This is a genomic window from Microbacterium sp. SORGH_AS_1204, from assembly GCF_030818935.1.
GTDB lineage: Bacteria > Actinomycetota > Actinomycetes > Actinomycetales > Microbacteriaceae > Microbacterium.
In genome coordinates, this window is sequence record NZ_JAUTBD010000001.1 from 1,342,573 (window position 1) to 1,354,981 (window position 12,409).

Annotated in this window: 12 protein-coding genes; 4 read left to right on the forward strand and 8 right to left on the reverse strand. The window is 70.8% G+C overall.

Annotated features, from left to right (window positions below):
* Genes QE410_RS06125 through QE410_RS06155 form a run of 7 tightly spaced genes read right to left on the reverse strand, consistent with a single transcriptional unit; the run spans position 1 to position 6,115 of the window.
* Positions 1–777 carry an ABC transporter permease gene (locus QE410_RS06125; RefSeq protein WP_307329312.1) on the reverse strand — a complete coding sequence of 259 codons (777 nt, stop codon included), beginning with the start codon at positions 775–777 and terminating at the stop codon, positions 1–3.
* The gene (locus QE410_RS06130) at positions 774–1,025 is read right to left on the reverse strand and encodes a hypothetical protein (protein WP_307329315.1); all 252 of its coding nucleotides are present in this window, start codon (positions 1,023–1,025) and stop codon (positions 774–776) included. Before QE410_RS06130 ends, QE410_RS06125 begins: the two co-directional genes overlap by 4 nt.
* Positions 1,022–1,822: an ABC transporter ATP-binding protein gene (locus QE410_RS06135; protein ID WP_307329318.1), complete on the reverse strand. Its 801-nt coding sequence runs from the start codon at positions 1,820–1,822 to the stop codon at positions 1,022–1,024. Before QE410_RS06135 ends, QE410_RS06130 begins: the two co-directional genes overlap by 4 nt.
* Positions 1,819–2,793, reverse strand: a complete 975-nt coding sequence (locus QE410_RS06140; RefSeq protein ID WP_307329321.1) for an ABC transporter permease — start codon at positions 2,791–2,793, stop codon at positions 1,819–1,821. Before QE410_RS06140 ends, QE410_RS06135 begins: the two co-directional genes overlap by 4 nt.
* Entirely contained in the window at positions 2,790–3,818 is a 1,029-nt protein-coding gene (locus QE410_RS06145) for a TIGR03842 family LLM class F420-dependent oxidoreductase (protein WP_307329324.1), read from the reverse strand. The genes QE410_RS06140 and QE410_RS06145 overlap by 4 nt, the downstream gene beginning before the upstream one ends.
* Before the next feature lie 10 nt (positions 3,819–3,828).
* Positions 3,829–5,265, reverse strand: a complete 1,437-nt coding sequence (gene hydA / locus QE410_RS06150) for a dihydropyrimidinase (protein WP_307329328.1) — start codon at positions 5,263–5,265, stop codon at positions 3,829–3,831.
* Between the two features lies 1 nt (position 5,266).
* Positions 5,267–6,115 (reverse strand): nitrilase-related carbon-nitrogen hydrolase, encoded by an 849-nt coding sequence (locus QE410_RS06155; protein ID WP_307329331.1) that lies wholly within the window; start codon positions 6,113–6,115, stop codon positions 5,267–5,269.
* 104 nt (positions 6,116–6,219) lie between these two features.
* Between QE410_RS06155 and QE410_RS06160 the strand changes: the two genes are divergently transcribed.
* From QE410_RS06160 to QE410_RS06175, 4 genes are all read left to right on the forward strand, one after another.
* Positions 6,220–7,677 carry an aminotransferase class I/II-fold pyridoxal phosphate-dependent enzyme gene (locus tag QE410_RS06160; RefSeq protein ID WP_307329334.1) on the forward strand — a complete coding sequence of 486 codons (1,458 nt, stop codon included), beginning with the start codon at positions 6,220–6,222 and terminating at the stop codon, positions 7,675–7,677.
* 52 nt (positions 7,678–7,729) lie between these two features.
* Entirely contained in the window at positions 7,730–8,566 is an 837-nt protein-coding gene (locus QE410_RS06165) for an aldo/keto reductase (RefSeq protein ID WP_307329337.1), read from the forward strand.
* A 16-nt stretch (positions 8,567–8,582) separates the two neighbouring features.
* On the forward strand, positions 8,583–10,400 hold the full coding sequence (locus QE410_RS06170; protein WP_307329340.1) for a thioredoxin domain-containing protein: 1,818 nt from the start codon (positions 8,583–8,585) through the stop codon (positions 10,398–10,400).
* Between the two features lie 109 nt (positions 10,401–10,509).
* Positions 10,510–11,625: a putative zinc-binding metallopeptidase gene (locus QE410_RS06175; RefSeq protein WP_307329343.1), complete on the forward strand. Its 1,116-nt coding sequence runs from the start codon at positions 10,510–10,512 to the stop codon at positions 11,623–11,625.
* A 25-nt stretch (positions 11,626–11,650) separates the two neighbouring features.
* On the opposite strand, the gene QE410_RS06180 is transcribed toward QE410_RS06175, so the two are convergent.
* Entirely contained in the window at positions 11,651–12,340 is a 690-nt protein-coding gene (locus QE410_RS06180; protein ID WP_307329347.1) for an AAA family ATPase, read from the reverse strand.
* Between the last annotated feature and the right edge of the window lie 69 nt (positions 12,341–12,409).

Consider the following 12,409-nt stretch of genomic DNA (forward strand, 5'->3'; position numbering starts at 1 on the left):
CTAGGGGCGCAGGGCGCCGAGGCGGCGCGCGACGAGTCGCTCGAGCAGGGCGGTGACGACGAAGAAGATCAGGCCGATGGCGATGCCTCCGCCCACGAACGCCCACGCGAGGGCCGCACGCCCCGATTTGGCGTAGGTGGCGATTGCGGTGCCGATGCCGTCGGCAGGGCCGCCGAAGTACTCGGCGACGAGGGCGGAGATGACGGCGAGAGATGCCGCGACCCGCACGCCCGTGAGCAGGTACGGCAGCGCGACGGGCAGCGTCAGGCGCCAGAACGTCTGACCGCTCGTCGCGGCCGTGGCCCGGAACAGATCGCGTTGCACCGGGCGGGTCTGCCGGAGCCCGCGGAGGGTATTGACGAACACGGGCACGAACGCGGCGATCCCAGCTACGGCTTGACGGCCGAACTGGCTCGACGCGCCGAACATCGTGTTGAGGATGGGGGTGAGGGCGACGATCGGCACCACCGCGAGGGCGGCGACGAGCGGCGCGGTCATCCCATCGACAGGGCGCCAGGTCGCCGCCAGCGCGGCGAGCAGCACCGCGATGACGGTGCCCGCGAGAAGACCCACGAGCGCGTTGGTGCCCGTGACCCCCGCGGCCTCCCACACCAGAGGGAAGCGCTCGACCAGCTCGGTCGCCACGGCCACCGGATCGGGCAGCATGCGCGGGGCGCTGCCCGAGGCGACGAAGGCGTACCAGGCGAGCAGGCCCGCGAGGCCGACGACGACGGGGGCGACCAGGCGCGCCCAGGCGGGAAGGCGAACGGCGTTCATCGCGCACCTCCGGCGGTGGTGGATGCTATGGGGCGCCGGCTCACGGCATCCGGTGACACACTCACGGCGGCAACGGATGCCACGGTGTGCCGGCTCACGGCATCCGCTGTCCCGCTCCGGCCTGAGGATTCCACGGCGCGCCGGCTCACGGCATCCGGTGTTCTGGTCGCGAACGCGGATGCCGCGGCATCCCCTGCCCCGAAGTACGGCGCGGCTCCGGACGCCACGGCATCCCGCACCGCGCTCATCGCTCGTTCGCCCGGTGGACGGGGGCGCCGTGCAGCGCTTCGCGGACGGCGGTGACCCGCGCGAAGAACTCCGGCGACTCGCGCAGCGCCTCGTCGCGCGCGCGTCCGGGGCGCGTGTCGATGACGTCGGTGATGCGTCCGGGCCGCGGGCTCATGACCACGACCCGGTCCGAGAGGAACACCGCCTCGGGGATCGAGTGCGTGACGAACACCACGGCGGCGCCGGTCTCGGCGGCGATGCGGGCGAGCTCCGACTGCAGGCGTTCGCGGGTCATCTCATCGAGCGCGCCGAACGGCTCGTCCATCAGCAGCAGCTTGGGCTGCGCGGCGAGGGAGCGGGCGATCGCGACGCGCTGCTGCATGCCGCCGGAGAGCTGGTCGGGGTAGCGGCCGGTGAAGTCGGTGAGCCCCACGAGCTCGGCGAGCTCGGCCACCCGCGCATCGCGGCGGGCCTTGGGCCACTTGTGCAGGTCGAGCGGCAGGGCGATGTTCGCCGCGACCGTCAGCCACGGCAGCAGCGCCGCCTGCTGGAAGGCGATGCCGTAGTCCTGGTCGAGCCGCGCCTGGCGCGCGGTCTTGCCGTACAGCGTGAGCTCGCCGCCGGTCGGGCTGTCAAGATCGGCGATGAGGCGCAGCAGCGTCGACTTGCCGCAGCCCGAGGGGCCGATGAGCGAGACGAACTCGCCGGCGGCCACCTCGAGTTCGACGCCGGTGAGGGCGGTCACCTCGCCGCCCGCGCTCGGGAACACCTTGCCGATGCCGGTTGCCCGGACGGCGAGGTCGGTGAGAGTGGTCATGCGGTGTCCTCCCCGCGACGGAAACGATGAAGCGCGACGCCGATGAGGGCGACCCCGCCGGCGGCGAGGAGTCCCATGACGACGGTGCCGAAGGTGGGCGCCCAGGGGGCGGCGGGATCCGACGACGCCTGCCCCGCGAGCTGGATGAGCATGCGGCCGATGCCGCCGCGCAGACCGATCGACACCTCGGCGACGACGGCGCCAACCACGGCGGAGGCCGCGGCGAGGCGCAGGGCGGGCAGCAGGTGCGGCACGGCCGCGGGCAGCCGCAGGCGCAGGAGCGTCTGCCACCACCCGGCCGAGGTGGCGCGCATGAGGTCGAGGTGCATCGCATCCGGCGCCGAGAGCCCGCGCAGCATGCCGATCGCGACGGGGAAGAACGCCAGATACGACGCGATCAGCGCGACCGAGAACCACGGCGGCCAGGGGAAGCCGGAACGGTCCACCTGCGTGCCGATGGCGTTGACGACCGGGGCGAACGCGATGAGCGGAACGATCTGGCTGACGACGATCCAGGGCAGCAGGCCCGCTTCGACGAGGCGCCAGCGCTGCATCGCGATGCCCAGGAGCGAGCCGACCACCACGCCGATGAGCCAGCCGAGCGCGGCCAGGCTCAGCGTCATCCCAGCGGCTCCCGCGACCGAGACGATCAGCGGGGGCGTGTCTCCACCGCTGGTGGGGGCGAACATGCGCGCGAGCATCTCCCACACGTGCGGCATGGCGCGGTCGTTGGTGCGGGGAAGCAGGATGACGCCCGACCCCGCCGACCCGTCGGAGCCGACGGTCAGACCGTCGGCGGGACCCAGCAGCTTGTACAGCTCCCAGACCGCAACGACCACCGCGACACCGGCCACGCCCCAGCCGACGCGGGTCGCGGTGGCGCGCCCCCGGGAGGAACGGATGCCACGCGGCATCCGCTCCTCGGCGACGACCTCGGTCGTGGCCCCGGGCGCCAGCAGCTGGTCGGTCACCGCTTCGCCGTCACCGGGGGAGTGAGAGCGGGGATCACGGTTTCGCCGTAGACCCGCATCGTCTCCTCCTTGTTGTCGTGCTGCAGGTAGCCAGCGAACTGGGTGACGCCGAGCGCCCGCAGCTTCTCGAGCTTGGCGATGTGCTCCTCGGCGGTGCCGAGCACGCAGAAGCGCTCGACGATCTCGTCGGGCACGAAGTCGACGTGGTCGTTGCTGCTCTTGCCGTGCGAGTTGTAGTCGTACCCCGTGCGTCCGGCGATGTAGTCGGTGAGCGCTGCGGGGACGTCCGAGCCCGTGCCGTACTTCGACACGATGTCGGCGACGTGGTTACCCACCATCCCGCCGAACCACCGGCACTGCTCGATCATGTGCGCGCGGGACTCGGGGGTGTCGTCGCCGATGTACATGGGAGCGGCGACGCAGAAGGCGATCTCGTCGGGGTCACGGCCGACGTTCTCGGCGGCCTTGCGCACGGTCGCGATCATCCACTCCGCGATGTCGAGGTCGGCCAGCTGCAGGATGAAGCCGTCGCCGACCTCACCGGTGAGCTTGAGCGCGAGGGGGCCGTACGCTGCGACCCACACGTCGAGCTTCGATCCGCGACTCCACGGGAACCGCAGCGTCGCACCGTTGTACTCCACCGCGCGGGAGTTGCCGAGTTCGCGGATGACGTGGATCGACTCCCGCAGCGCCTTGAGCGTCGTGGGCCGGCCGTTGGTCACCCGCACGGCCGAGTCGCCCCGGCCGATGCCGCAGATGGTGCGGTTGCCGTACATCTCGTTGAGGGTCGCGAAGGTGGATGCCGTGACGGTCCAGTCACGGGTCGCGGGATTCGTCACGAACGGCCCCACCGTCACCCGGCGGGTGGCGGCGAGGATCGCCGAGTGGATGACGTAGGGCTCCTGCCACAGCAGGTGCGAGTCGAAGGTCCACACGTGACTGAATCCGTGCGCCTCGGCCAGCTGCGACAGCTGGACGGTGCGCGCTGCGGGCGGGTTGGTCTGCAGGACGACGCCGAAGTCCATGTCGTTCCTCTCAGATCAGGTACTGGCTGAGGCCGCGCTTGACGAAGCGACCGTCGCCCTTGGTGCCGATGTACGAGCCGTCGTCGACGACGACCTTGCCGCGCGAGATGACGGTGTCGACGTGCCCGTCGATCTCGTAGCCCTCCCACGCGGAGTGGTCCATGTTCATGTGATGGGTCTTCCCGACGCCGATCGAGGTGTGCCCGGCCGGGTCGTAGACGACGATGTCGGCGTCGGCGCCGGGGGCGATGACGCCCTTCTTGCCGTACATGCCGAACATGCGCGCCGGCGTCGTGCTGGTCAGCTCCACCCAGCGCTCCAGCGTGATCTGCCCGGTGACGACGCCCTGGTACATGAGGTCCATGCGGTGTTCGACCGAACCGATGCCGTTGGGGATCGCGCGGAAGTCGCCCTGGCCGAGCGTCTTCTGGTCCTTCATGCAGAACGGGCAGTGGTCGGTCGAGACCATCTGGATGTCGTTGGTGCGCAGCGCCTGCCACATGTGGTGCTGGTGGCCCTCGTGCTTCGAGCGGAGCGGGGTGGAGCACACCCACTTCGCGCCCTCGAAGTCACCCCACTCCTCGCTCGATGCGCCGAGCTGATCTTCGAGCGAGAGGTAGAGGTATTGCGGGCACGTCTCGCCGAACACGTTCTGGCCGTTGTCGCGGGCCCACGCGAGCTGCTCGACGGCCTGTTTCGCGCTCACATGCACGACATAGAGTGGCGCACCGGTCAGGTGCGACAGCATGATCGCCCGGTGCGTGGCCTCTTCTTCCATCTGCCAGGCGCGCGCGACGCCGTGGAAGTACGGCGAGGTCTTGCCCTTCTCGATGAGCTGCTCGGCGAGCACGTCGATGACGGGGCCGTTCTCGGCGTGCATCATCGTCAGGAGCCCCGTGTCGGCGGCGACCTGCATCGCGCGCAGGATCTGCGCATCGTCGGCGTAGAAGACGCCCGGGTACGCCATGAACATCTTGAAGCTCGAGATGCCCTCGTCGATCAAGCCGGGCAGGGCCGCGAGCGAGTCGGCATCCACCCCTCCGACGATCTGATGGAAGCCGTAGTCGATCGCGCAGTTGCCCGCGGCGAGCTCGTGCCAGTGCGCGAGGCCGTCCTGCACGCGCTCGCCGGCGCGCTGCACCGCGAAGTCGACGATGGTCGTCGTGCCGCCCCAGGCCGCGGCGCGGGTGCCGGTCTCGAAGGTGTCGGAGGCGCTCGTGCCGCCGAAGGGCAGCTGCATGTGCGTGTGCGCGTCGATCCCGCCCGGGATGACGTACTTGCCCGTCGCGTCGATGACGGTGTCGACGGATGCCGCGAGGTCGTGGCCCAGCAGAGTGGAGCCCGGCGCGAGGACGGCGGCGATGGTCTCGCCGTCCAGCAGCACGTCGGCGGCGGTGCGCCCGGTCGCCGAGACGACGGTTCCGCCGGTGAGCAGGGTGGTCGCCATCTCAGGCCTCCACGATCTCGCCGTAGGTGTCGGGCCGGCGGTCGCGGTAGAACTGCCAGTCGTCGCGCATCTGCTGCACGAGGTCCATGTCGAGGTCGCGGATGAGCACCTCCTCGTGCTCCGACGAGCCGACGGCGCCGACGTGGTTGCCGCGCGGGTCGATGACCTGGCTCGTGCCGTAGAAGGTCACGGCATCCTCGCCGTACTCGTTGTCTTCGCGGCCGACGCGATTGGGCTGCAGCACGAAGTAGCCGTTGGCCACCGCGGCGCACGGGCCCTCCACCTCCCACAGACGGTTCGACAGGCCCGGCTTGGTGGCGTTGGGGTTGAAGACCATGTGCGCGCCGTTCAGGCCCAGCTCGCGCCAGCCCTCGGGGAAGTGCCGGTCGTAGCAGATGTACATGCCGACCTTGCCGACGGCGGTGTCGAAGACGGGGTAGCCGAGGTTGCCCGGGCGGAAGTAGAACTTCTCCCAGAACTTGTCGAGGTGCGGGATGTGGTTCTTGCGGTAGCTGCCGAGCACGGTGCCGTCGGCATCGACGAGCACCGAGGTGTTGTAGTAGACGCCGGTCTGCGCCTCTTCGTAGATGGGCAGCACGCTCACCACACCCAGCTCCTTGGCGAGGGCGGCGAAGCGCTGCACGATGGGTCCGTCGACCGGCTCGGCGTAGCGGTAGTACTTCTGGTCCTGCGTGATGCCGAAGTAGGGGCCGTAGAACAGCTCCTGGAAGCACACCACCTGGGCGCCGCCCGCGGCGGCATCCCGCGCGAACTGCTCGTGCTTGTCGAGCATCGATTCCTTGTCGCCGGTCCACGTGGTCTGCGTGATGGCTGCGCGCACGGTCGTCATGTCTGATTCCCCCGATCTCACGGCGCCTGCCGTGTTCTGTTACTGTCACGCCTGAACATTTCCCGACCATTTCCACGAGTGACACCGCCGTAAATTGGAGGCCGATGTTCTCGCCTGACGTCCTCGTCGAGCGCTCGTCCGCCGGGATAGCCGCCGAAATCGCGCGTCTCGTGCGCGACGGTGTGATCCAGGCCGGGGAACGGCTGCCGACGGTTCGCGAGGTCGCGGCGGTGCGGGGAGTGTCGACCGGAACCGTCGCCACTGCGTGGCGGGCTCTCGCCGACGCCGGGGTGATCGTGTCGCGCGGACGAGCCGGGACCTTCGTGCGGGCGGAGCGGCGCGAGTGGCTGAGTCCGCGCGTTCGTGGCCTGGCGGCGCCCGAGAGCCCGCGCGCGCCCGCACCCCCGCGCGGCCTCGGCGGCCGAGTCGCGGCCTCAGCGCTCTTGGACCTGTCGCTCGGAACCCCCGATCCCGCGCTGCTGCCCTCCATCGAACGCGCATTGTCGCTCGCGCGCCCCCGCGCCGATACCGGGCGCTATCACGATCTGCCGGTGCTGCCCGAGCTGTACGACGTGCTGCGCGAGCAGTGGCCCGTGAGCGGTGTCGAGGCGCTGACGGTGGTCGACGGCGCGTTCGACGGGATCTCCCGCACCGTCGACCAGGTGGTGCGCTTCGGTGACAGGGTGGCGGTGGAATCCCCCGGTTTCCCCTACATCTTCGACCTCGTCGAGGCTGCCGGCGGCATCCCGCTCGCTCTCCAGAGTGATGCCGACGGCATCCTGCCGTCGTCGCTCGCGCGTGCTCTTGCCCACAGGCCGTCGGCCCTCGTCCTGCAGTCGCGCGCGCAGAACCCGACCGGGGTGTCGATGTCGGCCGAACGAGCGCGGCGCCTGGCCAACGTGCTGCTGACCATGCCCGGGGGCCGCCGGGTGACGGTGATCGAAGACGATCACTCGGCCCTCATCGCGACGGCTCCGGCGGTGACCCTGGCGCGCTGGATCCCCGGTCAGGTGGTGCACGTGCGCGGATTCTCGAAATCGCACGGTCCCGATCTGCGCATCGCGGCGCTGGGGGGCCCGGCCGACATCGTCGAGCGCATCGTCAGACGACGAATGCTCGGCCCGGGGTGGACGTCGCGTCTGCTGCAGACGGTCCTGCGCGCATTGCTGACCGACCCGAGCTCGATCGCCGCCGTGAGCACCGCGCGGCTGATCTACCGCGACCGCCTCGACCGGCTGGCCGCGGCCCTCCGGCGCCTCGGCGTCGACGTCGGCGCTCCCGACGGCATCAATCTGTGGCTGCCGGTGCGCGATGAGAGGGCGGCGATCGTGCACCTGGCCGCCGAGGGCATCGCCGTCGCGGCGGGGGAGCCGTTCGTCATCGAGGCGCCTCCGGGGTCGATCTCTGCGGACGCAGGTGTCGCGGCGAACGATGACAGCGCGCGCGAGGGTGTCGTGCCGCCCGGCGCCCGTGTGCGCGTGACCGCCGGCTCGGTGTCGGAGAACGTCCGGCTGGTCGCGGAGGCTCTCGCACGGGCGGCCTCGGCACCTCCGCTGTCATAGCCCGCGCGTCAACCCCGAAGGAGCTTCGAATCGATTCGCCTAGGCTCGTCGCATGACCGTTCCTTCTGTTCAGCTCAACGACGGAAACTCCATCCCCCAGCTCGGTTACGGCGTGTTCCTCGTGCCCGCCGACGACGCCGAGCGCGCCGTGTCCGAGGCCCTCGAGGTCGGCTACCGCCACATCGACACCGCGGCGATCTACAAGAACGAGGAGGGGGTCGGCCGGGCCATCGCCGCCAGCGGCATCCCCCGCGACGAGCTCTTCGTCACCACCAAGCTCTGGAACGACCGCCACGACGGCGACGACGCGCACGCCGCGATCGACGAGAGCCTCCAGAAGCTGCAGCTCGACGCTGTCGACCTCTACCTGATCCATTGGCCCACCCCGAAGAACGACAACTACGTCAACGCGTGGCAGAAGCTCATCGAGATCCGCGAAGCCGGCAAGACCCGGTCGATCGGCGTCTCGAACTTCCTCGTGCCGCACCTCGAGCGCATCGTCGCCGAGACGGGTGTGACGCCCGCGGTCAACCAGATCGAGCTGCACCCGGCTCTCAGCCAGCGCGAGATCGCCGCGTGGGGTCACGAGCACGACATGCACATCGAGTCGTGGGGTCCGCTTGGCCAGGGCAAGTACGACCTGTTCGACCTCCCCGCGGTGAAGGCCGCCGCCGAGGCACACGGAAAGAGCCCGGCGCAGGCGGTGCTGCGCTGGCACATCCAGCACGGCTTCATCGTGTTCCCCAAGTCGGTGCGCCGCGAGCGCCTCGAGGAGAACTTCGACCTGTTCGACTTCGAGCTCACCGCCGACGAGATGGCCGCGATCGACGCCATCGACCCGGGCGACGGCTCGGGCCGCGTGGGCACGCACCCCGACGACCTGAACTGACCCCGCGCACCCGGGCATGAACCGCCTCGCGAACGCCTCGAGCCCCTACCTGCGGGCCCACGCCGACAATCCCGTCGCGTGGTACCCTTGGGGGGCCGAGGCGTTCGCGCTCGCGGCCGAGAGAGACGTGCCCGTCATGGTCTCTATCGGTTACAGCACCTGCCACTGGTGCCACGTCATGGCGCGCGAGTCTTTCCAGGATGCCGAGACAGCCGCCGTCCTGAACGAGGGCTTCGTCGCGATCAAGGTCGACCGCGAAGAGCACCCCGACGTGGATGCCGCCTACCTCGACGCCGCCAGCGCCTTCACCCCCCACCTCGGCTGGCCGCTCACCGTCTTCGCCAGCCCCGAGGGGCGCGTCTTCTACGCCGGCACCTACTTTCCGCCGACGCCCCGGCCCCCGCAGCCCTCGTTCCGGCAGGTTCTCGCGGCGGTCCGTGAGGCGTGGACCGAGCGGCGCAGCGAAGTGGATGCCACCGGTTCCTCCCTGCGCGAAGCCCTCGCCGCGGCGGCTACCGCCCCCGCCGACGCCCCGCCGTCGCTCGAACAGCTGGCAGCCGCCGCGCGCACCGTCGCCGCGCGCGAGGACCGCGAGTACTTCGGCTTCGCGGCCGGTCCCGCCTTCGAGACGCCGAAGTTCCCCAACACCCCGGTGCTGCGCTTCCTGCAGCACCCCGCTCTGGCGACGGAGGCTCCGGATGCCGCGGCTGTGGCATCCCGTGCCCTGGCGGCCATGGCCGGCTCCGACCTGCACGACACCGTCGAGGGCGGCTTCTTCCGCTACGCCACCCGCCGCGACTGGAGCGTGCCGCACTACGAGCGCATGCTCACCGACAACGCCGGTCTGGTGGAGGTCGCCCTCGCCGCCGGCGATGAGGCAACCGCGACCGACGCCGCCCGCTTCATGGTCGACGTGCTGCAATTACCTACCGGCGGCATCGCCGCAGCCCAGGACTCCGAGTCGATCATCGACGGCGTTCGCAACGAGGGCGGCTATTACCGGGTGACCGACCGGTCGGGTCTCCAGCCCCCGGCTCTGGATGCCAAGGTCGTCACCGGCTGGAACGGCCACGCGATCGCCGCGCTCGCGGCCGCCGGTACCCGCACCGACCCGCGGTTCGTGGAGGCCGCGCGGTGGGCGGCGGATGCCGTGCTCGAGAGCAACGTCGCCGACGACGGAACCCTCCGCCGCGCCTCGCTCGACGAGATGCGCTCCACCGCTCCCGCAACGCTCGAGGATTACGGCGGACTCGCGCGGGGCCTTCTCGCGCTCGCGCGTGCGACCGGCGAGGTCGCCTACGCCGAGCGGGCGCGGGCCCTGGTCGACCTGTGCCTCGGCGACGACGGCATCCGTCCTCCCGGCGGTGGCGATCCGGTGCTCGTCGCGCAGGGCATGCAGCCGCACGGTGTGCCGAGCGATGGCGCTTCCCCCTCCGGGCCGTCGATCTTCGCTGCCGCGGCTCTCGACCTGTGGCGCCTCGGGGCGGGGGAGCGCTACCGCGACGCCGCGGAGGCGCTCGTGCGCGCGGCGGCGGACGCGGCGCTGGCGACGCCTCTCGCGCACGGAGCAATCCTCGAGGTCGCGCTGGGGCTGGCATCCGCTCCCCGCCAGGTGGTCGTGGTGGGCGAACCGGATGCCGAGATCGCCGACGCCGCCCGCCGCGTCGCCGCTGACGTGGTCGCGGTGGTCTCGCCCGCGCAGGCGCTCGCCTTCGCCGGCGCGGGGTTCGAGTTGTTCGAGGGCAAGGCCGCCCTCGGCGGCGAGGCCACGGCCTACGACTGCCGCGCGTTCACGTGCGCGCTGCCCACGTCGGACCCTGCCGCGCTGGTGTGACCCCCCGCCGTCCCTCGGCACGCGGGCGAGCACGGCGGAGAACGCGAGGGGCCGCGTCCCAGCGCGCCAGGGGGGTCCTGCACCAGGTACCCCGCACTACAGTGAGCGGGTGGCTCACGTCTCCACCCCACGCTGCCCGCATTGTCGACACTTCCTGTTCCTCGACAAGCTGATCTGCCCGGAGTGCGACGGGCAGCTCGCGTACCACCCGCGTCTGCGCCAGTTCGTCGGCATCCACAAGGGAAAAGCCGTCGTCGGCGGCGAGACCTGGTACACCTGCTCGAACCGCGGGTGGCGATGCAACTGGCTCGTCCGCGACGACGCGCCCAGTGGTCGCTGCTTCTCGTGCCGGCTGACCCGCGCCACCCCCGACGGCGACGACACAGTCGCCCTCGAGAAGCTTGCGAAGACCGAGGAGGCGAAGCGTCGGCTCGTGCTGCAGCTCGGCGACCTCGGACTGCCGATCAGACCCTGGTACGAGGGCGCGGGAGGCCTCGGATTCGACTTCCTGTCGAGCATCTCGCTCGGGCGATCCGTCACCATCGGCCACAAGAACGGCATCATCACGCTCGACCTCGCCGAGAGTCTCGACGACCGCCGCGAGGCCCTGCGCATCAAGCTCGGCGAGCCCTACCGCACCATGCTGGGTCACCTGCGCCACGAGGTCGGTCACTATTACCAGAGGGTGCTCATCACCGATGAGCAGACGTGGGCCGAGTGTCGCGCGCTCTTCGGCGACGAGCGGGCGAACTATCGCGACGCCATCGCCCGCCACTACCGCGAGGGGGCGCCCGAGGGGTGGGCGCAGGCGTACATCTCCGAGTACGCCACCATGCACCCGTGGGAGGACTTCGCAGAGACCTTCGCGCACTACCTGCACATCACCGCCACCCTGCAGACGGCGAATGCCACCGGTATGCGGCTCGACGGCGAAGCGTTCGCCCACCGCGACTCCGATGTGAACCCCTTGCCCAGCTACGCCGACCAGCCCGTGCACCGGCTCGTGGGCGACTGGCGGTGGATGTCGCATGCGTTCAACCGCGTCAATCGCTCGATGGGCATGGGCGACCTGTACCCGTTCGAGATCGTCGCGACCGTGGTGCGCAAGCTCGCGTTCATCCACGACATCGTCACGCGCTCGCCCCAGCCTGCCGCCGAGCAGCAGGTCGTGGCGCTGGCCGCCGCCACCGCCGCGGCGACGACGCCCGACACCGGCTTCGCCTGACGGGTGCCGGCTGCGCGCCGCCGCCTCAGTCCAGCAGGTGACGCAGGAACCGCTGCGGCGCGTCGAGGAAGTTCCGGTGCAACCGCACCACCACGAGGTCTTCCCACGCGCTCTCGCGGATGCCCCACTCACCCAGCTCGAGGATCGTCGCGCCCGGCAACGCCGCCAGCACGGGGGAGTGGGTCGCGCAGATCACCTGCGTGCCGCGCGAGCGCATGCGATCGAGGGATGCCAGCCAACGCAGCGTCGACGAGAACGACAGCGCCGCCTCCGGCTCGTCGAGGCACGCCAGACCCGCGACGTACTGCGGATGGTCGAGGGCTTCGTCGAGCAGGGCGTTGAACGACTCGCCGTGGCTCATCGGATGCAGACTCGGCGGCGCGTCGGGCAGGTCGTCGCGCCACGAGTAGTAGCTGTGCATCGTCTCCGCCCGCAGGAAGAAGCCCCAGCGCGGCGCGCGCGGGCTCCGCTCGATGCGCAGCCACTCGCTCAGCGGGCTCTCGGTGCGCCGCGTCTCGCCGCCGCCGTTGCTCGACCCGCCCTCGGCGGGCAGGCCGTACGCCTCCGCGATCCCCTCGATGAGGGTCGACTTGCCCGACCCGTTCTCGCCCACGAGAAAAGTCACGCCCGGTGCGAACTCCCACCCGTCGCGGCCGGCGACGTCGAAAAAGTGCGCGACGGCGGGGATGCTCGCCGGCCAGGCTCCGGGCTGCACAGCCGCATCAGAGAAGACCTTGACCCGCTGTATCGGCCGGGGATCATGCAGCCAGTCGTCGCCGCGGCC

Bases quoted from the DNA above. Each gene is read 5' to 3' on its own strand.
- QE410_RS06170 (WP_307329340.1), top strand. From the start codon at position 8,583: ATGAACCGCCTCGCGAACGCCTCGAGCCCCTACCTGCGGGCCCACGCC.
- QE410_RS06155 (WP_307329331.1), bottom strand. From the start codon at position 6,115: ATGACGACCGTGCGCGCAGCCATCACGCAGACCACGTGGACCGGCGAC.
- hydA (WP_307329328.1), bottom strand. From the start codon at position 5,265: ATGGCGACCACCCTGCTCACCGGCGGAACCGTCGTCTCGGCGACCGGG.
- QE410_RS06160 (WP_307329334.1), top strand. From the start codon at position 6,220: ATGTTCTCGCCTGACGTCCTCGTCGAGCGCTCGTCCGCCGGGATAGCC.
- QE410_RS06130 (WP_307329315.1), bottom strand. From the start codon at position 1,025: ATGAGCGCGGTGCGGGATGCCGTGGCGTCCGGAGCCGCGCCGTACTTC.
- QE410_RS06135 (WP_307329318.1), bottom strand. From the start codon at position 1,822: ATGACCACTCTCACCGACCTCGCCGTCCGGGCAACCGGCATCGGCAAG.
- QE410_RS06165 (WP_307329337.1), top strand. From the start codon at position 7,730: ATGACCGTTCCTTCTGTTCAGCTCAACGACGGAAACTCCATCCCCCAG.
- QE410_RS06145 (WP_307329324.1), bottom strand. From the start codon at position 3,818: ATGGACTTCGGCGTCGTCCTGCAGACCAACCCGCCCGCAGCGCGCACC.
- QE410_RS06125 (WP_307329312.1), bottom strand. From the start codon at position 777: ATGAACGCCGTTCGCCTTCCCGCCTGGGCGCGCCTGGTCGCCCCCGTC.